The organism is Burkholderia sp. AU32262 (assembly GCF_020419985.1).
GTDB classification, from domain to species: Bacteria; Pseudomonadota; Gammaproteobacteria; order Burkholderiales; family Burkholderiaceae; genus Burkholderia; species Burkholderia semiarida.
In genome coordinates this window covers 57,300-79,737 of record NZ_JAIZRS010000027.1, presented here as the reverse complement: position 1 = coordinate 79,737, position 22,438 = coordinate 57,300, and the positions used below count along the sequence as shown (strand labels likewise).

22 protein-coding genes are annotated in these 22,438 nt (G+C 67.2%); 16 read left to right on the top strand and 6 right to left on the bottom strand.

Annotated elements, in window-relative coordinates; translation table 11 throughout:
• The 5 genes from LGN10_RS27180 to LGN10_RS27160 form a co-directional block, all read left to right on the top strand.
• Positions 1-908, top strand: a 908-nt coding sequence (locus tag LGN10_RS27180; RefSeq protein WP_226225608.1) for an efflux transporter outer membrane subunit, incomplete at its 5' end; no start/stop codon positions are given.
• A 522-nt stretch (positions 909-1,430) separates the two neighbouring features.
• Entirely contained in the window at positions 1,431-2,108 is a 678-nt protein-coding gene (locus LGN10_RS27175; protein ID WP_099316776.1) for a PAAR domain-containing protein, read from the top strand.
• Positions 2,105-2,659 carry a hypothetical protein gene (locus LGN10_RS27170; protein WP_081066496.1) on the top strand — a complete coding sequence of 185 codons (555 nt, stop codon included), beginning with the start codon at positions 2,105-2,107 and terminating at the stop codon, positions 2,657-2,659. The genes LGN10_RS27175 and LGN10_RS27170 overlap by 4 nt, the downstream gene beginning before the upstream one ends.
• Before the next feature lie 249 nt (positions 2,660-2,908).
• Complete coding sequence (locus tag LGN10_RS27165; RefSeq protein WP_226225612.1) at positions 2,909-3,310, top strand: M35 family metallo-endopeptidase; 402 nt, start codon at positions 2,909-2,911, stop codon at positions 3,308-3,310.
• A gap of 57 nt (positions 3,311-3,367) precedes the next feature.
• Positions 3,368-3,787, top strand: coding sequence for a hypothetical protein (locus LGN10_RS27160; protein WP_143328720.1), 420 nt, complete (start codon positions 3,368-3,370; stop codon positions 3,785-3,787).
• A gap of 120 nt (positions 3,788-3,907) precedes the next feature.
• Here LGN10_RS27160 and LGN10_RS27155 read toward each other — a convergent pair whose 3' ends face one another.
• Complete coding sequence (locus LGN10_RS27155) at positions 3,908-5,281, bottom strand: nucleobase:cation symporter-2 family protein (RefSeq protein ID WP_226225606.1); 1,374 nt, start codon at positions 5,279-5,281, stop codon at positions 3,908-3,910.
• A gap of 438 nt (positions 5,282-5,719) precedes the next feature.
• On the opposite strand from LGN10_RS27155, the gene LGN10_RS27150 reads away from it, so the two are divergent.
• The 3 genes from LGN10_RS27150 to fghA all read left to right on the top strand — a co-directional run bounded on the left by LGN10_RS27150 (position 5,720) and on the right by fghA (position 9,357).
• A complete protein-coding gene (locus LGN10_RS27150) occupies positions 5,720-7,171 on the top strand; it encodes a xylulokinase (RefSeq protein WP_226225604.1) in 1,452 nt (483 codons plus the stop codon).
• Between the two features lie 214 nt (positions 7,172-7,385).
• Positions 7,386-8,492 carry an S-(hydroxymethyl)glutathione dehydrogenase/class III alcohol dehydrogenase gene (locus tag LGN10_RS27145; protein ID WP_006483756.1) on the top strand — a complete coding sequence of 369 codons (1,107 nt, stop codon included), beginning with the start codon at positions 7,386-7,388 and terminating at the stop codon, positions 8,490-8,492.
• A 16-nt stretch (positions 8,493-8,508) separates the two neighbouring features.
• Positions 8,509-9,357, top strand: a complete 849-nt coding sequence (fghA, locus tag LGN10_RS27140; RefSeq protein ID WP_059578505.1) for an S-formylglutathione hydrolase — start codon at positions 8,509-8,511, stop codon at positions 9,355-9,357.
• Between the two features lie 107 nt (positions 9,358-9,464).
• Here the strand turns inward: fghA and LGN10_RS27135 are convergent, their stop codons facing one another.
• From LGN10_RS27135 to LGN10_RS27120, 4 genes are read right to left on the bottom strand one after another with little or no spacing between them, the layout of a single operon-like run.
• A complete protein-coding gene (locus LGN10_RS27135; protein ID WP_012329133.1) occupies positions 9,465-10,247 on the bottom strand; it encodes a metal ABC transporter permease in 783 nt (260 codons plus the stop codon).
• Positions 10,240-11,124 (bottom strand): ABC transporter ATP-binding protein, encoded by an 885-nt coding sequence (locus LGN10_RS27130; protein WP_059644768.1) that lies wholly within the window; start codon positions 11,122-11,124, stop codon positions 10,240-10,242. The genes LGN10_RS27135 and LGN10_RS27130 overlap by 8 nt, the downstream gene beginning before the upstream one ends.
• 17 nt (positions 11,125-11,141) lie before the next feature.
• The gene (locus tag LGN10_RS27125) at positions 11,142-12,053 is read right to left on the bottom strand and encodes a metal ABC transporter solute-binding protein (RefSeq protein WP_226225603.1); all 912 of its coding nucleotides are present in this window, start codon (positions 12,051-12,053) and stop codon (positions 11,142-11,144) included.
• A gap of 46 nt (positions 12,054-12,099) precedes the next feature.
• Positions 12,100-12,561 carry a Fur family transcriptional regulator gene (locus tag LGN10_RS27120; RefSeq protein WP_011546084.1) on the bottom strand — a complete coding sequence of 154 codons (462 nt, stop codon included), beginning with the start codon at positions 12,559-12,561 and terminating at the stop codon, positions 12,100-12,102.
• Positions 12,562-12,889: 328 nt separating this feature from the next.
• Here LGN10_RS27120 and LGN10_RS27115 point away from each other — a divergent pair, with 328 nt between their 5' ends.
• From LGN10_RS27115 to LGN10_RS27080, 8 genes are all read left to right on the top strand, one after another.
• On the top strand, positions 12,890-13,666 hold the full coding sequence (locus tag LGN10_RS27115; protein WP_048988957.1) for an L-iditol 2-dehydrogenase: 777 nt from the start codon (positions 12,890-12,892) through the stop codon (positions 13,664-13,666).
• Positions 13,667-13,763: 97 nt separating this feature from the next.
• Positions 13,764-14,720: a sugar kinase gene (locus tag LGN10_RS27110; protein ID WP_059578492.1), complete on the top strand. Its 957-nt coding sequence runs from the start codon at positions 13,764-13,766 to the stop codon at positions 14,718-14,720.
• Positions 14,708-16,072, top strand: coding sequence for a D-tagatose-bisphosphate aldolase, class II, non-catalytic subunit (locus tag LGN10_RS27105; protein WP_226225601.1), 1,365 nt, complete (start codon positions 14,708-14,710; stop codon positions 16,070-16,072). The genes LGN10_RS27110 and LGN10_RS27105 overlap by 13 nt, the downstream gene beginning before the upstream one ends.
• Positions 16,073-16,144: 72 nt before the next feature.
• Positions 16,145-17,470, top strand: coding sequence for an ABC transporter substrate-binding protein (locus LGN10_RS27100; RefSeq protein WP_059578487.1), 1,326 nt, complete (start codon positions 16,145-16,147; stop codon positions 17,468-17,470).
• Positions 17,471-17,584: 114 nt separating this feature from the next.
• On the top strand, positions 17,585-18,538 hold the full coding sequence (locus LGN10_RS27095) for a carbohydrate ABC transporter permease (protein ID WP_099316769.1): 954 nt from the start codon (positions 17,585-17,587) through the stop codon (positions 18,536-18,538).
• The gene (locus LGN10_RS27090; protein WP_059578484.1) at positions 18,535-19,386 is read left to right on the top strand and encodes a carbohydrate ABC transporter permease; all 852 of its coding nucleotides are present in this window, start codon (positions 18,535-18,537) and stop codon (positions 19,384-19,386) included. The genes LGN10_RS27095 and LGN10_RS27090 overlap by 4 nt, the downstream gene beginning before the upstream one ends.
• A 32-nt stretch (positions 19,387-19,418) precedes the next feature.
• Positions 19,419-20,096 (top strand): HAD family hydrolase, encoded by a 678-nt coding sequence (locus LGN10_RS27085; protein ID WP_226225599.1) that lies wholly within the window; start codon positions 19,419-19,421, stop codon positions 20,094-20,096.
• A gap of 60 nt (positions 20,097-20,156) precedes the next feature.
• Positions 20,157-21,266 carry an ABC transporter ATP-binding protein gene (locus LGN10_RS27080; protein WP_226225598.1) on the top strand — a complete coding sequence of 370 codons (1,110 nt, stop codon included), beginning with the start codon at positions 20,157-20,159 and terminating at the stop codon, positions 21,264-21,266.
• A 100-nt stretch (positions 21,267-21,366) separates the two neighbouring features.
• Here LGN10_RS27080 and LGN10_RS27075 read toward each other — a convergent pair whose 3' ends face one another.
• The gene (locus LGN10_RS27075) at positions 21,367-22,380 is read right to left on the bottom strand and encodes a sugar-binding transcriptional regulator (RefSeq protein WP_089465099.1); all 1,014 of its coding nucleotides are present in this window, start codon (positions 22,378-22,380) and stop codon (positions 21,367-21,369) included.
• Between the last annotated feature and the right edge of the window lie 58 nt (positions 22,381-22,438).

Genomic DNA, 22,438 nt, shown 5'->3' with positions numbered 1-22,438 from the left:
TGAAGACCGCGCAGGCGTCCTACGACCTGACGAAGCTGCAGTTCGACAACGGCACGGGCTCCGAGCTCGAGCTGCGTCAGGCGCAGACGGTGGTCGAGACGGCGCTCGCGAACCAGCAGGCGCAGGCGCGAGCGCGTGCGCAGGCGCTGAACGCGCTGGTGCTGCTGATCGGCGAGCCGCTGCCGGACGACCTGCCGGCCGGCATGCCGCTCGACGCGCAGAATCTGCTGACGGACGTGCCGGCAGGCCTTCCGTCGGATCTGCTCACGCGTCGTCCGGACGTGATGCAGGCCGAGCAGACGCTGCTGGCCGCCAACGCGAACATCGGCGCGGCGCGCGCGGCATTCTTCCCGCGCATCTCGCTGACGGGTGCGTTCGGCACCGGCAGCCCGACGCTCGGCGGTCTGTTCAAGGCCGGCACGGCCGCATGGTCGTTCGCGCCGCAGATCACGATGCCGATCTTCGAAGGCGGGCAGAACATCGCGAACCTGAATCTCGCGAACGTGCAGAAGCGCATCGAGATCGCGAACTACGAGAAGGCGATCCAGTCGGCGTTCCGCGAAGTGGCGGACGGCCTCGCCGCACGCGGCACGTACGACCAGCAGATCGCGGCGCTCGAGCGCAACGAGCACGCGCAGCAGCGGCGCTTCGACCTGTCGGACCTGCGGTACAAGAACGGCGTCGACAGCTACCTGTCGGTGCTGACCGCGCAGACGGATCTGTACTCGGCGCAGCAGTCGCTGATCAGCGCGCGTCTGGCCCGCTGGACGAACCTGGTCGATCTGTACCGCGCGCTCGGCGGCGGGTGGATCCAGCGTGCCGGCGAAGCGCCGCGCGCGCCGGATGCGCCGGTCGACTACGACAAGGCGGCCGCGCCGGCGCCTGCGTCGGCAGCGGCGAACGGGTAACTGTGGTTATCCTGCCTGCGTGCGGTCGCTTCGCACGCAGGCAGGGCGATTCGGGTGTTAGTTCTGTAGCACGTTGGCCGTTACGAACGATACGAAACGCAACGGAGACAACGTAGGGCCAGCCCATGATTGTTGGTCCTTGAGTGCGCAGTAACCTTGCGTGGGAACGCTGCAGTGATCCAGGCGGAACACGTGTGTACTTCGGCAGCGGGCGTGAAATCCACGGGCCGGCGCCGTCGAGCACGACGCGTACCGGCTAACCGTTCAGCTTCTCGTTTCGACCAAGCGATGATCATCCCTCTTCGGTAGCCTGTCGCCCACCGACAGTCGAATCTCCCCCTCGATTCTTCAATTCAGGCCCATCGCTCGATCGAAGCGAGCGGCTGCAGGTTCATTATTGTTGAACGGTGCTTATAACAATTAGCTATACGAAATTCGAATTCGTCTGATTGCTTCTTCTTTCTCGTCCGTGCAAATTTTGTATGGAGCATTCCTCACCCATTGTCGAGAAAGGAAATCCGGATGAAGCGCGAGCCCGCTGCACCGACTCATCTTTTTGCCACCATCGGGGCGTTCACCGAGCGCGGTGCGCGGGTAACCACTGCTACCAGCGGCCTGGCAGTTGCCGGGCTTGTCGTTGCCCGTGTTGGCGATGTCGTCACTTACGAGGATGGCAGCGAGGCCGTCATTATGGATGGCGCAGGCGAATATGCGATTTGCAGCGACAAGCCGTTTGCGCTGGTGGGTAGCCGGTTGAGCAACGGCAATCGTATCGTCGAAACGCTTCAGCGGTTGTGGGGAATTCATGTACCGACTGGCGAAACGGCCGAGGGATTGTTTAACAAGGATTATGTGCCGCCACCCGCGTCGCCGCGCTACCGATTGGCCGTACGAGGAGCCACGACCGCGCGAGGCGGTGCGTTGCGCGAAGTCACCGGCACGTGGGAGACCGGTGTCCGGCTTGGCAGGGCTGGTGTCGTAGGTAATCAGATTCACTACGCAGACGGCTCGACTGCGCGAATCGTAAGCGGCCTTGGGCGGGTGGATAACGGAGACTTCCAGCCGCTGGCTTTCGTCGGTAGCGAACTGGATAACGGCGACGTCATTACCGACAGCCCTGAGCGTGATGGCTTGGTATCGGCTGACGCCTTCGCCGTTGTGAGGCGTCCAACTGTTGCGCATCGAGGCGAGAATTCATGATCCGTTATTTCCTTGCCAAAGGTGACCGGGGCGGCAGCGCCACGATTACGGAAGGATTGGATGGCGTCACCTGTTCCAATCCGCCGCCGCGCGTGCATATCGCAACGCTCTACATGAAGACGTACTGCACGGCATGCAAGCAGGAAGGGTTTGTCGCCCCGGAGGGGCCACGTTGGCCCGGCACTGGACCAAACGGCAAGCCGTGGGCGTTGAGTGGTGATATCAACGTCTGCGATTGCAATCCGCCACCTGTTTTCTACGCCGAGCGCGGCATGAAGATGACCTTTGCCGCGGAAGAGGTGGCGCGGTTGACAGGGAAGAATGACTTAGGCGTCGCTCCTGCAAGAGGACGCACTGCGGTCCATGATCAGCAGTTCGTCATTCGCAACAAGAAGTCCAGGCAACCTGTGGCAGGCGTTCGGTATTGGATTACAAATTGCCGTGGTGACGTGCTGGCATCAGGGACTACCGATGCGCAGGGCCATACCATGCGAGTGGTCACGCTGAAGCCCGAGTCGGTAAAACTGGAAGTCAGCGGGGAAGAAGAATGAGTGATGGCGATCGCGTAGCAATTGCGGAGGCGATGACAGACCTGAAAGAAGGTTCGGTAATCGAAGCATTGATATCGAACGGGCCGCCCATCTGTCCAAACATGACCGATGCGGAATTTCGCCGTATGGTTCTAACGTTACGCGACAGAGCCGTACGAATGATCGACGTACGGCTCGTAGACTTGCGCAGGTGGGGGGGCGGTCGAACGTCAACGCGTCGCAACGTGGTTTGGCTCAAGCGATGAAACGATTCGGCAACGTCTGACAGTCGGACTCGCACAAGTAAGTCGGGTGATGCGCGATCTCAAGCCTGGAAACTTTGTTCGTCACTCAGAGGAACTTGATCGGTATCTTGGTTGTACGCCGAATAACAAGGACCCTGATGGTGCCGTCGCTCATGTTTGCGGTCCTGACACAGCTACCCATACTATCTGTATCCATGAGAATTTTTGTGGGATGCGTCCCATATCCAGCGCGAAGGACTCGATGTTATCGACGCTGATTCATGAGTGCACTCATTTTGCCGACACTTTCGGCGCTCAGGATCATCAATATTTCATGCGCGAGTGCTTGGTATTGGCGCGGACGCGCCCCGATCTCGCAATCAATAATGCGGATAGCATTGCCGGGTATATTATCTATGAAGACTAGAGGCGGCGTGGCGCGGCAATCCGTGTTGAATCTGATCGAGTCCGACGGAAGATCGATATGATGAAAGGACCGGCATGTATTGCGTTGGCGTTTTTCTCGGCCGGAACATTCGCCTGCTCCCCGGTTCATACGCTTGATGTTTCGTTTGAACGAGATTCTGCCAAAGTATCCGGCGACGAGCTCATAAAGCTGGCGAACTGGGCGATAGACCTTCAACTCAAATATCCCAATCTTGATCGTACGTCCGTCGGTGGCCTTGCCGACGCTGACGAAAGGCAGCCGCGCGTGCTGGCTCAACAACGCGCGGAAAGTGTCAAGAGGCTTCTAGTCACATTGGGGCTCGGTCGAGCCCCTGTCGACGTCGATGCCAGGCTTTATAAGTCGCATCATCTGAACGGCGTGCCGGATAATGGCCGACGAGTAGAAATCGACTTCCTTCCCGGTTGCCCGCATGAATGCCCTTGCCAAGTGAAATGAGGTATTGGCCGCGATCTGCCGCGCAGCGGCAGTGCTGCCATTTCGACGATGTCAAGCAGCCTCTTACGCACCATGCAGTAAGCGCCGGCCCGTCGCGAGCCGACGCATGCCTGGTGTTCGTCAGTGCAGATCGACAGACCTCCCGTCGAAATCATGCCCCGCGCGACGGATCTCGCACTTCGCCTCCTTTTCCCCCTTCACGCCGTTGAACACGATGTTCAGGATCACGGCCGTGGCCGACGCCAGCAGGATGCCGCTGTGCAGGATCGGTGCAAGCGCGGGCGGCAGCTTCGAGAAGAAGTGCGGCGACACGACCGGCACGAGGCCCATGCCGACGCTCACGGCGACGATGAACAGGTTGTGCGAGTGGTTCACGAAGTCGACCTTCGACAGCACCTTGATGCCGTTCGCAGCGACCATCCCGAACATCACGATGCCTGCGCCGCCGAGCACGAACGGCGGCACCGACGCGACGACCTGCGCCATCTTCGGAAACAGGCCGAGCAGCACGAGGATCACGCCGCCCGTCGCACACACGAAACGGCTCTTCACGCCCGTCACGCCGATCAGGCCGACGTTCTGCGAGAACGACGTATGCGGGAACGAATTGAAGATGCCGCCGATCAGCGTGCCGAGGCCGTCGACGCGCAGGCCGCGCACGAGGCGCTCCTGGTTGACCGGGCGATCGACCATGTCGCCGACCGCGAGGAACATCCCGGTCGATTCGATGAACGTGACGAACATCACCGTGACCATCGTCACGATCGACAGCGGGTCGAAGTGCGGCAGGCCGAAGTGGAACGGCATCACGAAGCCGACCCACGGCGCATGCGCCACGCCGTCGGTGTTCACGCGGCCGAGCGCGAATGCGATCACGAAGCCGGCGACGATGCCGAGCAGCACCGAGATGTTCGCGATGAAGCCGCGGCCGTACTTGTTGATCAGCAGGATCAGCGTGAGCACGAGCAGCGACAGGCCGAGATAGACGGGGCTGCCGTACTCGGGGTTGCCGACGCCGCCGGCCGCCCAGTTGATGCCGACTTCCATCAGCGACAGCCCGATCACGGCGATCACCGTGCCGACCACCACCGGCGGGAAGAACCGCAGCAGCTTGCCGATCATCGGCGCGAGCACGATGCCGATGATGCCGGCCGCGATGGTCGAGCCGAAGATGTCGAGAATGCCGAGGCCGGGGTTCGTGCCGATCGCGATCATCGGGCCGACGGCCGCGAACGTGCAGCCCATGATGACGGGCAGGCGAATCCCGAAGATCCACAGGCCCAGCGTCTGGATCAGCGTGGCGATGCCGCACGAAAACAGATCGGCGCTGATCAGGAACGCGATCTGGTCTTTCGGCAGCTTGAGCGCCGCGCCGACGATGAGCGGCACGGCGACGGCGCCGGCGTACATGACGAGGACGTGCTGCAGGCCAAGCGTTACCAGCTTGCCGGTCGGCAGCACCTCATCGCACGGATGGACCGTGTTCGATTGCATCTGTCTCACTCCATGATCTTGTTTTCGGGGTGATACGAAGTTATTCGGAATGAATCCATGCAACAAGAGCACTGGGTTCTATTCCGTTCTTTGCTGGTTCGATATGCCATGTCGGTATGGAACAGGGGGGCGATCATCGGGAAACTGCCGCGGGAGTGACGCGTACCGGTTTTATAGCGCTTCAAAATAGCGCCGGCCCCCCTGTCAAATATGGGGTGCTTTATGGTGTGTATCGCGCGGGCCGCATAGTGGCAAAAAAGGGCGTACGGAAAACGTGCCGGGTTAACCCGCGAGCGGCCGCTTTTGCGTGCAAGGTGCGGCCCCGTCAATCTCCCGGCCGGCAGCACGTTCGATGTGTCGGCGCGGCGGCAAAAACCGGAGCGCGCATCGCGATCCCGTTATCATCGACATCCGTTCATCCGAATCTCCCTTCACGTCATGCGCCTGCTCGGAATCGACCTCGGCACCGGCTCCGTCAAACTCGTCACGCTCGATGCCGACGGCGTCGAGCGGGCCGTCGCGAGCGAACCTTACGGGTTGTCGTCGCCGCAGCCCGGCTGGGCGGAAATCGCGCCCGCCACGTGGTGGCAGGCGCTCGTGCGCGCCGCCGCGCGGCTGCCGGCCGACGAGCGCGCGCAGGTCGCGGCGATCGGTTTTTCGGGCCAGATGCATGGCGTCGTGCTGATCGACGCGGCCGGCGAGCCGGTGCGGCCTGCGCTGCTGTGGCCGGACACACGCGCGGTGCGCGAGGCCGACGCGGCCGACCGGCACGCCGCCGGATTGCCCGTCGCTCCGAATCCCGTCGCGCCCGGCATGGCCGGCCCGCTGTTGCGTTGGCTCGCCACGCACGAACCCGACGCGCTGCGCGCCGCGCGCTGGGCCGTGCAGCCGAAGGACTGGCTGCGCATCGTGCTCGGCGGCGACGTCGCGGCCGATCCGAGCGACGCGTGCGCAACGGCGCTCGCGACGCCCGACGGCGCGTGGGACAGCGCATTGATCGAGGCGCTCGGCCTGCCGGGCGACCGCTTCGCGCCGGTGCGTGCGTCCACCGCGCGCTGCGGCGTGCTCGGCGCGCAGGCCGCCGCCGCGCTCGGCCTGCCGGCTGGCGTGCCGCTCGCGACAGGCGCGGCCGACACCGCCTGCGCGGCGCTCGGCAGCGGGCTGGCCGCGGCAGGCGACGCGCTGCTGACGACCGGCAGCGGCGGCCAGATCGTCGTGCTCGCGGATACGCTGCCGCCCGCGCGGCGCGGATTGCATCGCTATCGTGCAGCGGCCGGCGGCGGCTATTACACGATGGCGGCGATGCAGAACGTCGGGCTCGCGCTCGAAGCCGTGCGCGGTTGGCTCGGCTATGCGCGATGGGCCGATGCGTACGACGATGCGTTCGCGCAGCCGGCGTCCGAGCGGCTGTGCTTCCTGCCGTACCTGAGCGGCGAGCGTTCGCCGTGGATGAACCCCGATGCGCGCGGCGGCTGGCTCGGCCTCGGGCTCGGCGACACGCGCGGCGCGATGATGCGCGCCGCGTTCGAAGGCGTCGCGTTCGCGTTGCGCGCGGGGCTCGATGCGATCCGCGACGCCGACCCCGGCGACGCGGTGGCGACGCTGCGCCTCGCGGGCGGCGGCTCGGTCGATCCGCGCTGGCGCCAGTTGCTCGCCGACGCGCTCGACGCGTCGCTGCACGCGATCGATTGCCCGAACGCCGCGACGCGGGGCGCCGCACTGCTCGCGGGCGTCGCGATCGGGCATTGGCGTGAAGAGGCGTTGCACGCGCTGGCGCCGACGGTGTCGCCCGTCGCCGCACCGCAAGACGACCGCCCGCTGGCCGCACGTTACGCGCGCTTCGTCGATCTGTACGCCCGCACGGATGCATGGTTCACGACGGGCGTTTAAACTCGGACACTTGTTCTTTTGCGTCAGCGATGACGCATCCTGGCAAGCCGGTGGCCGTTTCCCGCACGCGATGCGCGCCGGGAGCGGCCATCATGGCGAGCACGAGATTCTTGCGCCGTGCCACGCGGCACGGCTTCGACCGCTTTGCATGAGTCCCGGGCCGGCAGCGACACGCCAGCCCGGGCCGATCTCACCGACACACAGGAGTGACACGATGAAAACGAAAGCCGCGATTGCATGGAAGGCGGGTGCGCCGCTGACGATCGAGGAAGTCGATCTCGAAGGGCCGCGCGCCGGCGAAGTGCTGATCGAAGTGAAGGCGACGGGCATCTGCCACACCGACTACTACACGCTGTCGGGCGCCGATCCGGAAGGGATCTTCCCGGCGATCCTCGGCCATGAAGGCGCGGGCGTGGTGGTCGACGTCGGCCCCGGCGTCGGCACGGTGCGCAAGGGCGACCACGTGATTCCGCTCTACACGCCCGAATGCCGCGAGTGCAAGTTCTGCCTGTCGCGCAAGACCAACCTGTGCCAGAAGATCCGCGCGACGCAGGGCAAGGGCCTGATGCCCGACGCGACGTCGCGCTTCTCGCTCGACGGCAAGCCGCTGTTCCACTACATGGGCACGTCGACGTTCTCGAACTACATCGTCGTGCCGGAAATCGCGGTGGCCAAGGTGCGCGAGGACGCGCCGTTCGACAAGATCTGCTACATCGGCTGCGGCGTGACGACGGGCGTGGGCGCGGTCGTGTACTCGGCGAAGGTCGAGGCCGGCGCGAACGTGGTCGTGTTCGGCCTCGGCGGGATCGGCCTGAACGTGATCCAGGGCGCGAAGATGGTCGGCGCGGACAAGATCATCGGCGTCGACATCAACCCGAAGCGCGTCGAGCTCGCGAAGAAGTTCGGGATGACGCACTTCATCAACCCGAACGAAGTCGAGAACGTCGTCGACCACATCGTGCAGCTGACCGACGGCGGCGCCGACTACTCGTTCGAATGCGTCGGCAACGTGAAGCTGATGCGCCAGGCGCTCGAATGCACGCACAAGGGCTGGGGCCAGTCGTTCATCATCGGCGTGGCGGCGGCGGGCGAGGAAATCAGCACGCGTCCGTTCCAGCTCGTCACGGGCCGCGAATGGAAGGGCTCGGCGTTCGGCGGCGCGCGCGGGCGCACCGACGTGCCGAAGATCGTCGACTGGTACATGGAAGGCAAGATCAACATCGACGACCTGATCACGCACACGCTGCCGCTCGAGCGGATCAACGAAGGCTTCGACCTGATGAAGGCCGGCGAGTCGATCCGCTCGGTCGTGCTGTACTGACCGGGAGCGCACCGCCATGCTCGAACTCGTTTCCTCGCATGCGTGCCACGGCGGCGAGCAGCGTTTCTACCGTCACGATTCGGCGGCCATCGGCCTGCCGATGAAGTTCTCGGTGTACCTGCCGCCGCAGGCCGCGCAACAGCGCGTGCCGGCGCTGTTCTATCTCGCAGGGCTCACGTGCACCGACGAGACGTTCGCGATCAAGGCCGGCGCGCAGCAATACGCGGCGCAGCACGGGATCGCGCTCGTGATGCCCGATACGAGCCCGCGCGGCGCGGGCGTGCCGGGCGAGACGGATGCGTGGGATTTCGGCGTCGGCGCGGGTTTCTACGTCGACGCGACCGAAGCGCCGTGGTCGACACATTACCGGATGGAGTCGTACGTGACGGGTGAGCTGCGCGAGCTCGTCGTGGCCGAGCTGCCGATCGACGGCGCGCGGCTCGGCATCTTCGGGCACTCGATGGGCGGCCACGGAGCGCTGACGCTCGCGTTGCGTCATCCGGGCCTGTACCGGTCGGTGTCGGCGTTCGCGCCGATCGCCGCGCCGACGCGATGCCCGTGGGGCGAGAAGGCATTCTCGGGCTACCTCGGTGCCGATCGGGAAGCGTGGAAGGCGCACGACGCGAGCGAGCTGGTCGCGCGCGCCGATGCGCCGAAGTTCGCGGACGGCATCCTCGTCGATCAGGGGCTCGCCGATCAGTTCCTCGCGAACCAGTTGAACCCCGACGTATTCGAAGCCGCATGCGCGAAGGCCGGCCAACCGCTGACGCTGCGCCGCCATCCGGGCTACGACCACGGGTACTACTTCATCTCGACGTTCATCGCCGATCACCTCGCGCATCATGCGCGTGTGCTTGCACGGTGAGTAGCGGCGCAAGCAGGTAACGCATCCGGTGCGCATGAAAAAACGCCGGCGCTGCCCTCGGGCACGCCGGCGTTTTGATTGGCATCGGGCGGCGACCGCCGCGCCGATCAATTGCGTCGCAATAGGCTCGCCCCATACACGAGCGCCGACAGCGCGGTGATCCAGAAGCTCGTCGGCCAATCGGTGTGATACGCGAGCACGATGCCGGCCCACGCTTCGAACAGCGCGAACAGCGCGGCGAGCAGCACGCCCGTCGACAGCCGCGTCGACACGTTCTGCGCGGCCGCGGCCGGCCCGACGAGCAGCGTGAACACGAGCAGCACGCCGACGATCTGCGTCGCCGCGGCTACCGCGAGCGCGCACACCGCCAGGAACAGCATCGACACCGTGCGCAGCGACACGCCCTTGGCTTCGGCCAGTTCCGGCTGCAGCGACGCGAACAGCAGCGGCCGCGCGATCAGCGCGAGCGCGGCGAGGCTCACCGCGCCGATGCCGGCGAGCACCGCGAGCGTGTCGTGGCTGACCGCGAGCACGTTGCCGAACAGCAGCGCGGTGACCTGCGTCGCGAACGACGTATAAAAATGCAGGAACAGCAGGCCGAAGCCGAGCGCGCCGGACAGGATCACGCCGATCGCGACGTCGCGGCCCGCGAGTCTTTCGCCGAGTGCGCCCATGCCGATCCCGGCCGCGAGCGTGAAGCCGACCATCCCCCAGATCGGCGAGATGCCGAGCAGCACCGCGCCCGTCGCGCCGGTGAAGCCGACGTGCGACAGCGCGTGGCCCGCGAAGGTCTGCCCGCGCAGCACCAGGAAGTAGCCGACGATGCCCGCGAGCACCGCGACGATTCCCGACGCCGCGAAGGCGTTGATCATGAAGTCGTATTCAAACATCGTGCGAATGCCCGGGATGAGCGTGTCCGTGGTGGTGATGGCCGTGGCCGCCGCCGTGCGAGTGGCCGTCGTCGTCCTCGTGTTCGTGATCGTGCTTCTCGATCTCGACGTCGCCCGACATCACGAAGATCTTGCCGTTTACGCGCATCACGTCGATCGGCGATCCATAGAGCCGCGACAGCACGGGCTTCGTGATCACCTCGTCGACGGTGCCGAGCGCGGCCACGCCGTTGCCGAGATACAGCACGCGGTCGAGCGCGTTCAGCAGCGGATTCAGTTCGTGCGCGGAGAACAGCACGGTGATGCCGAGCTCGCGCTGCACGTTGCGCACGAGTTCGACGACGCCGCGCTGATGGTTCGGGTCGAGGCTGATCAGCGGCTCGTCGAGCAGCAGCAGCTTGGGGTTGCCGAGCAGGCATTGCGCGAGCAGCAGGCGCTGCCGTTCGCCGCCGGACAGTTCGGACAGCGGCCGGCGCGCGAGCGACGGGCCGCCGACGAGATCGAGCACGCGATCGACGTCGCGGCGCGTGGCCGCGTTCGTGTGCGGCAGGCCCCAGCGGTGGCCGTCGGCGGCCATCGCGACGAAATCGTAGCCGCGCATCCGGCGGTTCGCGAGGCCGCTCCTGATCTGCGGCATGTAGCCGATCGACGCGTTGCCGCGCGCGACCGGCACGCCGCCGACCGACAGCGTGCCGGCCGACACGGGGACGAGGCCGAGCACCGCGCGCATCAGCGTCGTCTTGCCCGCGCCGTTCGGCCCGAGCACGCCGACGAATTCGCCGGGCTCGATCGAGAAGCTGACGTCGCGCAGGATCGTGCGGCCCCCCAGTTCGAGCGTGACGCGATCGACTGCGAGGGCGTGGGGAGTGGCGGTCATGTCGTGACGGTTGTCGGTTACTTGCCGGCCGAAAGCGCGTTGCCGAGCGCGTCGAGCTGGCTGGTCATCCATTGCTGGAAGGTCTTGCCGGCCGGCTGCGTCTCGGTGACGCTGACGGTCGGCACGCCGCCGTCGCGCGCGATCTTCAGCATGCGTTTGGTCATCGGTTCCTCGGCCTGGCTGTTGTAGATCAGCGCGCGTACCTGCTTCTTGCGCAGGTCGTTCTCGAACGCGGCGACGTCCTGCGCGCTCGCTTCGGTGTCGTTCATCGTCGCGAGCTGGAAGCGCTGGTTGCGCATGTCGAGGCCGATCGCGTCGGACATATAGCCGAATACGGGCTCGGTGGCCGTCACGGGCGCGCCCTTGTACTTCGCGCGCAGTGCGGCGACCTTGTCGTCGACGGGTTTCAGCGACGCGACGAACTTCTGCAGGTTCGCGTCGTACTCGGCCTTGTTCGCCGGGTCGGCGCGGCCGAGCTCGGCCGCGATCGCGCGTGCGGCCGCCGGCATCGTCGCCGGGTCGTACCAGAGGTGCGGGTTGTCGCCGGCCTTCTTGCCGACGAGATCGGCGACGACGATCGTCGCGCGCTTCGCCTGTTTCGACGCGCCGAGCAGCTTGCCCATCCACGGATCGTAATCGGCGCCGTTGTAGATCACGACCTGCGCGTGCTGGAGCGCGCGAGCCGTCTTCGGGCTCGCTTCGAACAGGTGCGGATCCTGATCCGGATTGCTGAGGATGCTGGTGACCGCGACGTGGCGGCCGCCGATCTGCGACGCGACGTCGCCGTAGAAATTCTCCGCGGCGACGACGTTGACGGGCGCGGCCTGCGCGACTACGGGCGCGGCGAACGACAGCGCGGCGACGGCGGCGGCCAGCCAGCGGACAGGCGACAGGGCGCGCCGCGGCGCGCGCTTCAGGGCAATGGACATGGAACTCCTCGTTGGAAGGGCGGCGCGTACGCCGCGCGATTCGGCGTCAGCGCTGCGCGGGCTTGCGCTTGCAGTGCCCGCACAGGCCGCTCAGCTCGACGACCTGATGGTGGACTTCGAACCCATGCGCGGGCTCGCTCGCGGACAACTGCTTCGCGAGGTCGCCGCCGGGAATCTCGACGGTGTCGCCGCACGAATCGCAGATCAGGAACTGGCCTTCGTGCGGCACGCCGATCTCGCAGCACGCGAAGAACGCGTTCTTCGATTCGATCCGGTGAATGAAGCCGTGCTCGACGAGGAAATCCAGCGCGCGGTAGACGGTGGTCGGCGGCACGCGGCCGCGTTGCGGTTCGAGTTCGGCGAGCAGGTCGTACGCGCCGATCGGGCGCTGCGCGGCCAGCACGCGTTCGTAGACCTGGCGGCGCAGCGGCGTCCACGCGAGCCCGTGCTCGGCGGCGAATGCGTCGGCCCGGGACAGCCGGGCGTCAATGGACGATGAGGTAGCCATGGCGTGAAGCAGGCGATGAAACACAGTATCGCGATGATATAACGTATCGCCGCGCCGTGCAGCGCGAATTCCGTTTTCCGTCCTCGCTCCGTCCCCGTCGCCGCCGATGCCACTGCGTCGCACCGTGCGCGCCGCGCCTTGCCGTGCGGGCGCGGCGAGGCGTCGTCGTGCGCCGCCGTGCCGCAGCGCGTCATAGAAAGCCGTCACGTCGTCTTGACAGCGCGTATCGCGTATCCGATCATTCGATCACTAACAGAGCAATTGATCGGTCGCCGAGCGTTCGCTCACTTCGCGATCGGCATGCAACAGAACGAACCGGAGACAGCCAGTGAGACTGGAAGACAAGGTCGCGATCCTGACAGGCGCCGCAAGCGGCATCGGCGAGGCGGTCGCGCAACGCTATCTGGACGAGGGCGCGCGCTGCGTGCTCGTCGACGTGAAGCCGGCAGGCGGCTCGCTCGCGCGGCTGATCGAGGCCAACCCCGGCCGCGCGGTGGCCGTCACCGCCGACGTCACGCGCCGCGACGACATCGAGCGGATCGTCGCGACGGCGGTCGAGCGCTTCGGCGGCGTCGACATCCTGTTCAACAACGCGGCGCTGTTCGACATGCGCCCGCTCCTCGACGAATCGTGGGACGTGTTCGACCGGCTGTTCTCGGTCAACGTGAAAGGGCTGTTCTTCCTGATGCAGGCGGTCGCGCAACGGATGGTCGAGCAGGGGCGCGGCGGCAAGATCGTCAACATGTCGTCGCAGGCCGGCCGTCGCGGTGAGGCGCTCGTTTCGCACTACTGCGCGACCAAGGCCGCGGTGATCAGCTATACGCAGTCGGCCGCGCTCGCGCTCGCGCCGCACCGGATCAACGTGAACGGCATCGCGCCGGGCGTGGTCGACACGCCGATGTGGGAACAGGTCGATGCGCTGTTCGCGCGCTACGAGAACCGGCCGCTCGGCGAGAAGAAGCGGCTCGTGGGCGAAGCCGTGCCGCTCGGCCGCATGGGCGTGCCGGGCGACCTGACGGGCGCCGCGCTGTTCCTCGCGTCGGCCGACGCCGACTACATCACCGCCCAGACGTTGAACGTCGACGGCGGCAACTGGATGAGCTGAAAATGCCGCCGCTCGCACGCGCCGTTCGCGAGCCGGCCCGCTACGCGGCGGCAGTGCCGCACGCCGCGGCCGCCGTCGAACGAGGAGGGCTCGCCTGATGGCCGAGATCGTCGTCGCCGGCGAACTGCTGGCCGAATTCGTCGCCGCCGAGCGCGGCCAGGGCTTCGATGTGCCGGGACTCTTCGCCGGCCCGTTTCCGAGCGGCGCGCCGGCGATCTTCGCCGACCAGGCCGCCCGGCTCGGCGCGCGCGTCGCATATGCGGGCTGCGTCGGCCGAGACGCGTTCGGCGATGCGATCGTCGCGCGGCTCGCCCGCGACGGCGTGGACGTCGCGCGCATTCGCCGCGTCGCACGGCCGACCGGCACCGCGTTCGTCGCGTATCGCGACGACGGCTCGCGCAGTTTCGTCTTCACGCTGTCGACCAGTGCCGCGGCATGCGTCGATGCGTCCGACGTCGACACCGCGATGTTCGACGGCTGCCGCTATTTCCACGTGATGGGCTCGTCGCTGACGAGCGAATCGGCGATCGCGGCCGTGCAGCGCGGCGTGATCGAGGCCGCGCGCGCGGGAGCCAAGGTGTCGTTCGATCCGAACGTGCGGCCCGAAATGCTGAGTTTCCGCCCGATGCGCGCGGCCCTCGACGAGATGCTCGCCGCGTGCCACCTGTTCCTGCCGAGCGAAGCCGACCTGCCGTTCTTCTGCGGGCCGCAGCCGGCCGAGCGCGCGATCGCGGGACTGCTCGCGACGCATCCGCTGCTCGAGCGTGTCGTGCTCAAACGCGGTGCGCAAGGCAGCGTCGCATTCGATCGTGCGAGCCGCGTCGACGCGCAGGCTTATCCGGTCGACGAAGTCGATCCGACCGGCGCCGGCGACTGCTTCGGCGGCACGCTGGTCGCGAGCCTCGTCGCGGGCATGGCGATCGACGTCGCGTTGCGCCGCGCGAACGCGGCCGGCGCGATCGCGGTCACGCGGCGCGGCCCGATGGAAGGCAACAGCAGCGCGGCCGAGATCGACCGCTTCCTGACCGAACGAGGTATCGCATGTCCGGCCTGACGACCGTTGCCGAGCGCGCGCGCACCGCGCATGCAGGCACCGTGCTGCGGATGATCTTCGACGCGAACCGCGCGGACGCGCAGCGCGGCATCTATTCGATCTGCAGCGCGCACCGGCTCGTGCTGGAGGCCGCGTGCGAAGCCGCGCGCGCGGACGGCTCGCCGCTGCTGATCGAGGCGACCTGCAACCAGGTGAACCATCTCGGCGGTTATACGGGCATGACGCCGGCGGATTTTCGCCGCGACGTCGATGCGATCGCCGCGCGCTGCGGGCTCGCGCCGTCGGCGCTCGTGCTCGGCGGCGACCATCTCGGCCCGAACCCGTGGCGGCACCGCCGCGCGGCCGACGCGATGCGCGAGGCCGGTGCGATGGTCGCGGCCTACGTCGAAGCCGGTTTCGAAAAGATCCATCTCGACGCGAGCATGGCGTGCGCGGACGATCCGGCGCGGCTCGACGATCGCACGATCGCCGCGCGCGCGGCCGAGCTGTGCCGCGTCGCGGAAGACGCGGCGGCGCGCGCCGGAATCGCGCCCGTCTACGTGATCGGCACCGAGGTGCCGACGCCGGGCGGCGAGGTGAGCGGCGAGGCCGGTAACGACGCCGGCGACGACGCGATCGCGCGGATCGAGGTCACGCGCAGCGACAGCATCGCGGCGACGCTCGACGCGCACCGCCACGCGTTCTCGGCGGCCGGGCTCGACGACGCGTGGACGCGCGTCGTCGCGATCGTCGCGCAGCCGGGCGTCGACTTCGACGATCGCCACGTGCTCGATTACGACAGCGCCAAGGCGGCGTCGCTCGGCGCGAGTATCCTGCAGACACCGCGCCTCGTGTTCGAAGCGCATTCGACCGATTATCAGACCGAAGACGCGCTCGCCGCGCTCGTGCGCGACCACTTCGCGGTGCTGAAGGTCGGCCCCGCGCTGACGTTCGCATTGCGTGAGGCGCTGTTCGCGCTGACGTTCATCGAGGACGCGCTGATCGACGACGTCGCGCAGCGCTCGCGGTTGCGCGACGTCGTCGATGCGGCGATGCGCGCGCAGCCCGAACACTGGGCGCCGTACTACCGCGGCGACGAGACCGCGCAGCGGCTCGCGCGCCAGTTCAGCTACAGCGACCGCATCCGCTATTACTGGCTGCAGCCGGCCGTCGCGGCCGCGGTCGAGCAGCTGTTCGGCAACCTCGCGCGGCAGCCGGTGCCGGAAACGCTCGTCGCGCAATGGCTGCCGGACGTCTACGCGGCGTGCCGCGCGGGCGGCCTCGCGAAGGAGCCGCGCGCTTGGGTGCGCCACCGGATACGCGACGTGATCGCGCACTATGCGCGCGCGTGCGGGATGCAGCGGCCGGCATGACGGGCCGCGAAGGAAACGACGCAACACCGACGCAAGACCGACGACATTTCGAACAATCACAGGAGACATGCCATGCAACGAAAGATGCTCGACGCCGCCGCACGCTGTTTCGCCTCTGCCGCGCTCGCGACGGCGGCGTGCGCGGCGTCCGCCGGCACGCTGACGATCGCGACGCTGAACAACCCCGACATGATCGAGTTGAAGAAGCTGTCGCCGGCGTTCGAGAAGGCGAACCCGGACATCAAGCTGAACTGGGTGATCCTCGAGGAGAACGTGCTGCGTCAGCGCGCGACGACCGACATCACGACCGGCAGCGGCCAGTTCGACGTGATGGCGATCGGCACCTATGAAACGCCGCAGTGGGGCAAGCGCGGCTGGCTCGCGCCGATCACGGGCCTGCCCGCCGACTACGACCTGAACGACATCGTCAAGACCGCGCGCGACAGCCTGTCGTACAACGGCCAGCTCTACGCGCTGCCGTTCTACGTCGAAAGCTCGATGACGTTCTACCGCAAGGACCTGTTCGCGGCGAAGGGGCTGAAGATGCCCGACCAGCCGACCTACGACCAGATCGCCGAATTCGCGGACAAGCTGACCGACAAGTCGAAGGGCACCTACGGGATCTGCCTGCGCGGCAAGGCCGGCTGGGGCGAGAACATGGCGTACGTGTCGACGGTCGTGAACACGTTCGGCGGGCGCTGGTTCGACGAGAACTGGAACGCGCAGCTCACGTCGCCCGAGTGGAAGAAGGCGATCAATTTCTACGTGAACCTGCTGAAGAAGAACGGCCCGCCGGGCGCGAGCTCGAACGGCTTCAACGAGAACCTGACGCTGACCGCGTCCGGCAAGTGCGCGATGTGGATCGACGCGACGGTCGCGGCCGGGATGCTCTACAACAAGCAGCAGTCGCAGGTGGCCGACAAGATCGGCTTCGCGGCCGCGCCGGTCGCCGCCACGCCGAAGGGCTCGCACTGGCTGTGGGCGTGGGCGCTGGCCGTGCCGAAGACGTCGAAGCAGCAGGACGCCGCGCGCAAGTTCATCGCGTGGGCGACGTCGAAGCAGTACATCGAGATGGTCGGCAAGGACGAAGGCTGGGCGTCGGTGCCGCCGGGCACGCGTACGTCGACGTATCAGCGCGCGGAGTACAAGGCCGCCGCGCCGTTCTCGGACTTCGTGCTGAAGGCGATCGAGACGGCCGACCCGAACGACCCGTCGCTGAAGAAGGTGCCGTACACGGGCGTGCAGTACGTCGGGATTCCTGAATTCCAGTCGTTCGGCACGGTAGTCGGCCAGTCGATCGCGGGTGCGGTCGCGGGCCAGATGTCGGTCGACCAGGCGCTCGCCGCCGGCCAGGCCGCGGCCGACCGCGCGGTGCGGCAGGCCGGCTACAAGAAGTAACGCGCAAGCCGTCGCGCGGCCCGCATCGTGCGCCGTGGCACACGGCGCGGGCCGGCGACGCTGACAGGCGGGCACGCCGTTCGCGCCCGCGCATCAACCGGAGGGACTCCGATCATGCGTCACCTGCGTCTTCCCCTGAGTCACGCTCACGCGCCGTCGGTCGGCGACGCGTCGTCGCCGCCCGGCGCGCCGCGCCGTGCGCGCGGCGGCGCGAGCTGGCTCGTGTCGCCGTCCGTCGCGGTGCTGCTGCTGTGGATGTCGATTCCGCTCGCGATGACGATCTGGTATTCGTTCTCGCGCTACAACCTGCTGAACCCGGACGTGAAGGGCTTCGCCGGGTTCGACAACTATCGCTTCCTCGCGACCGATCCGTCGTTCCTGCCCGCGATCTGGCACACGCTCGTGCTGATCGGCGCGGTGCTCGCGATCACGGTGGTCGGCGGCGTGCTGATGGCCGTGCTGTTCGACCGCAAGTTCTACGGGCAGGGCATCGCGCGCCTGCTCGCGATCGCGCCGTTCTTCGTGATGCCGACGGTCTCCGCGCTGATCTGGAAGAACATGATCCTGCATCCGGTGTACGGGCTCGTCGCGAACGCGATGCGCGCGCTCGGGATGACGCCGATCGACTGGTTCGCCGATTACCCGTTGACCGCGGTGATCATCATCGTCGCGTGGCAGTGGCTGCCGTTCGCGTTTTTGATCCTGTTCACCGCGATCCAGTCGCTCGACCAGGAACAGAAGGAAGCCGCGCGCATCGACGGCGCCGGCCCGATCGCGATGTTCTTCTACATCACGCTGCCGCATCTGAAGCGCGCGATCGCCGTGGTCGTGATGATGGAGACGATCTTCCTGCTGTCGATTTTCGCGGAAATCTACACGACGACGGGCGGCGGCCCCGGCGACGCGACGACCAACCTGTCTTACCTGATCTACGCGCTCGGCCTGCAGCAGTTCGACGTCGGCCTTGCGTCCGCGGGCGGCATCATCGCCGTCGTGGTCGCGAACGTCGTGTCGTTCTTCCTCGTGCGGATGCTCGCGCGCAACCTGAAGGGGGAGTACGAAAAATGAGCGACCTGACCCTGGCAGGCCGGCGCACGCCGGCCGTGTTCGACCTCGTGCGGCGCGCGCTGCCCGGCGCGCTCGCATGGCTGATCGCGCTCTTGCTGTTCTTCCCGATCTTCTGGATGGCGATCACCGCGTTCAAGACGGAGCAGCAGGCGTACGCGTCGTCGCTGTTGTTCATGCCGACGCTCGACAGCTTCCGCGAGGTGTTCGCGCGCAGCAACTACTTCGCGTTCGCGTGGAATTCGGTGCTGATCTCGGCTGGCGTCACGCTGATCTCGCTGCTGTTCGCGGTGCCGGCCGCATACGCGATGGCGTTCTTCCCGAACCACCGCACGCAGAAGGTGCTGCTGTGGATGCTGTCGACGAAGATGATGCCGTCGGTCGGCGTGCTGGTGCCGATCTATCTGCTGTGGAAGAACGCGGGGCTGCTCGATACGGTGTCGGGGCTCGTGATCGTCTACACGCTGATCAACCTGCCGATCGCGGTGTGGATGACCTTCACGTACTTCAACGAGATCCCGAAGGACATCCTGGAGGCCGGGCGCATCGACGGCGCGTCGACGTGGCAGGAGATCGTCTACCTGCTGATGCCGATGGCGCTGCCGGGGCTCGCGTCCACCGCGCTGCTGCTCGTGATCCTGTCGTGGAACGAGGCGTTCTGGAGCATCAACCTGTCGAGCTCGAACGCCGCGCCGCTGACCGTGTTCATCGCGTCGTATTCGAGCCCCGAAGGCTTGTTCTGGGCGAAGCTGTCCGCCGCGTCGCTGCTCGCGGTCGCGCCGATCCTGATCGTCGGCTGGCTGTCGCAGAAGCAGTTGGTACGCGGGCTCACGTTCGGGGCGGTCAAGTGAGCGGCGCAAGCAAAGGCGCGGTCGGTCACGGCATGAACGTGCTGATCTGCGATTGCGACGGCGTGCTGATCGACAGCGAGGCCGTCGCCGCCGACGTGATCGTGCGCGAACTCGATGCGCGCTGGCCGGGCGTCGATGCGCGGCCGGCCGTGATGCCGCTGCTCGGGCTGCGCATCGAGCGCGTGCTGGCCGGTGCGTCCGAGGCGGTCGGCCGGACGCTGACGCACGACGATATCGACGCGATCCGCCGCGCGGTCGAGGCCGCGGCCGTGAATGCGCCGATGGTCGACGGCATCGATGCGGCGCTGGCCGCGATCGACCTGACGACGGCCTGCGCGAGCAACAGCTATCGCGCATACGTCGAGGCGGCGCTCGCGCGCACCGGCCTCGCGCGCTTCTTCGGCGACCGGCTGTTCTGCGCGGATTCGGTCGCGCGGCCGAAGCCGGCGCCGGACGTGTATCTCGCGGCCGCGCGCGCGCTCGGCGCGGTGCCCGCGCAATGCCTGGTGGTCGAGGACAGCGTGACCGGCATCACCGCCGCGGCCGCGGCCGGCATGACCGTGCTCGGCTTCATCGGCGGCGGGCACGCATCGGCGGCCCAGATCGACGCGCTGCGCGGCATCGGCGCGCGTCACGTATTCGACGACATGCACGAGCTGCCCGGCTACGTCGCGCGCTGGCAGGCGACGGGCGCGGTGCTGCCGAACTAGCAATCAGGAACGAATGCGCGCCGCTCGATGCGGCGCATCACGAACGAACGGAGACAGATCATGGCAAGCGTGCTCCTGCGCAACATCGCGAAGCGCTACGACGACACCGAAGTGCTGCGCAACGTGAACCTCGACATCGCCGACGGCGAATTCGTCGTGTTCGTCGGCCCGAGCGGCTGCGGCAAATCCACGCTGATGCGGATGATCGCCGGCCTGGAGGACATCTCGAACGGCGACCTGCTGATCGACGGCGCGAAGGTCAACGACGTGCCGAGCGCGAAGCGCGGCATCGCGATGGTGTTCCAGTCGTATGCGCTGTATCCGCACATGACGCTGTACGACAACATGGCGTTCGGCCTGAAGCTCGCGGGCGCGAAGAAGCCCGAGATCGACCAGGCGGTGAAGCAGGCCGCGAAGATCCTGCACATCGACCACCTGCTCGACCGCAAGCCGAAGCAACTGTCGGGCGGCCAGCGGCAGCGCGTCGCGATCGGCCGCGCGATCACGCGCAAGCCGAAGGTGTTCCTGTTCGACGAGCCGCTGTCGAACCTCGACGCCGCGCTGCGCGTGAAGATGCGGCTGGAATTCGCGCGGCTGCACGACGAGCTGAAGACGACGATGATCTACGTGACGCACGACCAGGTCGAGGCGATGACGCTCGCCGACAAGATCGTCGTGCTGTCGGGCGGCGCGGTGCAGCAGGTCGGCACGCCGAACGCGCTGTATCACGCGCCGGCGAACCAGTTCGTCGCGGGCTTCATCGGCTCGCCGAAGATGAACTTCCTGAAGGGCACGGTCGAATCGGCCGATGCGGGCGGCGTGCTCGTGCGGTTCGACAGCGGCGAGACGCAGCGTGTCGCGGTGGACGCTGCGGGGCTGCAGCGCGGCGCGGCGGTGACGGTCGGCGTGCGGCCCGAGCACCTGCTGGTCGATGCGGCGGCGCCGGGCGTCGCCGCGCGGACGATGGCCGTCGAGTCGCTCGGCGACGCCGCGTATCTGTATGCGGAGTCGGCCGTCGCCCCGGATGGGCTGATCGCGCGGATTCCGCCGCTCGATACGTATCGCACCGGCGACGCGTTGCGCGTGCATGCGCAGGCCGAGCACTGTCATCTGTTCGACGAAAACGGGCAGGCGTTCCGGCGGTTGAGCGTGCACGCGAAGGCGGCGTGACGCGTCGGTGTTCGGCGGTTTGCGCGTCGATCGTACCTCCCCCGCGGTAGCGCGAAGCAATGCCGGTACGGCCGAGCGCCGCGCAGGATCTATGGCGGCGTCAGGCCGCCTTCGCGGCGAGCGCGGCGCGCGCGCACGCTTCGTCGGTGACGAGGCCCGACAGCCAGCCGCCGCGCAGCGCGGCGATCACCGCGTCGTGTTTCCTCGGGCCGCCGGCGAACGCGATCGTCGGCCGCTTCGGCGGCGTGGCGAGCGCGACGCTCGTCACGCGCGCGCTCGTCGACACGGTGATCCGCGTGCCCTGCGCGTCGATCGGCACGCCGAGCAGCTCGGCCACCGCGCCGAGCGCGGTCATCTCGTCGCGCTCCTGTTCGGTGATGAAGCCGTCCTCGTAGAGCGGGCAGTGCGGGCCGATGTTGCCGATCCCGACGAACGCGACGTCGGCCTCGCCCGACAGCGCCTCGACGATCCGATACAGCCGATGATTGCACCACTGCGCGCGCTCGGCGTCGCTGTCGGCGAACAGCGGCGCGGGCAGCAGGAAATGCTTGCTGCCGGTTTTCTCGGAGATGTACTGCGCGACGTCGTAGCGGTTCGACGAACCGTCGGCCGCGATCGCGCCGACCATCGACACGAGCCGGTGCTGCGGGCGATCGATCTGCGCGATCTGCGCGACCGCGGCCTTCAGCGTCCGGCCGCTGCTGACCGCGATCACCATCGGCCGCGTTTCGCTCAGGTAGCGCTCCATCACCTGCGCGCCGGCGACCGCGAGCTTGCGGTCGATCGCGTCGGGCGCATCGGCGTCGACGGGCACGACTTCGCACATCGCGAGGCCGTAGCGTTTCGACAGTTGCGCGCCGAGGTCGAGACAATCGGCGAGCCGATGGTCGACGCGTACGCGGATCAGGTTCTTCTCGACCGCGAACGCGACGAGGCGCTGCGCGACGGGGCGCGACACCTGCAGCTTTTCGGCGATTTCGTTCTGCGTGTCGCCCGCGACGTAATAGAGCCACGCGGCGCGCGTGGCGAGATCGAGTTTTTCTGAGGACTTGGACACGATAGCGATTCGGTTCGGATCGGGGGGCCGCCCCGCGGGCCGGCCGGCGGGCCGCATGACGGCATCCACTGTAACGCATGTCGCGCGCGCGGCCGGCGGCTGCCCGCGCGAGCGC

Bases quoted from the DNA above. Each gene is read 5' to 3' on its own strand.
- LGN10_RS27150 (WP_226225604.1), top strand. From the start codon at position 5,720: ATGCGCCTGCTCGGAATCGACCTCGGCACCGGCTCCGTCAAACTCGTC.
- LGN10_RS27095 (WP_099316769.1), top strand. From the start codon at position 17,585: ATGCGTCACCTGCGTCTTCCCCTGAGTCACGCTCACGCGCCGTCGGTC.
- LGN10_RS27145 (WP_006483756.1), top strand. From the start codon at position 7,386: ATGAAAACGAAAGCCGCGATTGCATGGAAGGCGGGTGCGCCGCTGACG.
- LGN10_RS27160 (WP_143328720.1), top strand. From the start codon at position 3,368: ATGATGAAAGGACCGGCATGTATTGCGTTGGCGTTTTTCTCGGCCGGA.
- LGN10_RS27085 (WP_226225599.1), top strand. From the start codon at position 19,419: ATGAACGTGCTGATCTGCGATTGCGACGGCGTGCTGATCGACAGCGAG.
- LGN10_RS27155 (WP_226225606.1), bottom strand. From the start codon at position 5,281: ATGCAATCGAACACGGTCCATCCGTGCGATGAGGTGCTGCCGACCGGC.
- LGN10_RS27075 (WP_089465099.1), bottom strand. From the start codon at position 22,380: ATGCGGCCCGCCGGCCGGCCCGCGGGGCGGCCCCCCGATCCGAACCGA.
- LGN10_RS27135 (WP_012329133.1), bottom strand. From the start codon at position 10,247: ATGTTTGAATACGACTTCATGATCAACGCCTTCGCGGCGTCGGGAATC.
- LGN10_RS27120 (WP_011546084.1), bottom strand. From the start codon at position 12,561: ATGGCTACCTCATCGTCCATTGACGCCCGGCTGTCCCGGGCCGACGCA.
- LGN10_RS27125 (WP_226225603.1), bottom strand. From the start codon at position 12,053: ATGTCCATTGCCCTGAAGCGCGCGCCGCGGCGCGCCCTGTCGCCTGTC.
- LGN10_RS27175 (WP_099316776.1), top strand. From the start codon at position 1,431: ATGAAGCGCGAGCCCGCTGCACCGACTCATCTTTTTGCCACCATCGGG.
- LGN10_RS27105 (WP_226225601.1), top strand. From the start codon at position 14,708: ATGTCCGGCCTGACGACCGTTGCCGAGCGCGCGCGCACCGCGCATGCA.
- LGN10_RS27110 (WP_059578492.1), top strand. From the start codon at position 13,764: ATGGCCGAGATCGTCGTCGCCGGCGAACTGCTGGCCGAATTCGTCGCC.
- LGN10_RS27080 (WP_226225598.1), top strand. From the start codon at position 20,157: ATGGCAAGCGTGCTCCTGCGCAACATCGCGAAGCGCTACGACGACACC.
- LGN10_RS27090 (WP_059578484.1), top strand. From the start codon at position 18,535: ATGAGCGACCTGACCCTGGCAGGCCGGCGCACGCCGGCCGTGTTCGAC.
- LGN10_RS27170 (WP_081066496.1), top strand. From the start codon at position 2,105: ATGATCCGTTATTTCCTTGCCAAAGGTGACCGGGGCGGCAGCGCCACG.
- LGN10_RS27100 (WP_059578487.1), top strand. From the start codon at position 16,145: ATGCAACGAAAGATGCTCGACGCCGCCGCACGCTGTTTCGCCTCTGCC.
- LGN10_RS27130 (WP_059644768.1), bottom strand. From the start codon at position 11,124: ATGACCGCCACTCCCCACGCCCTCGCAGTCGATCGCGTCACGCTCGAA.
- fghA (WP_059578505.1), top strand. From the start codon at position 8,509: ATGCTCGAACTCGTTTCCTCGCATGCGTGCCACGGCGGCGAGCAGCGT.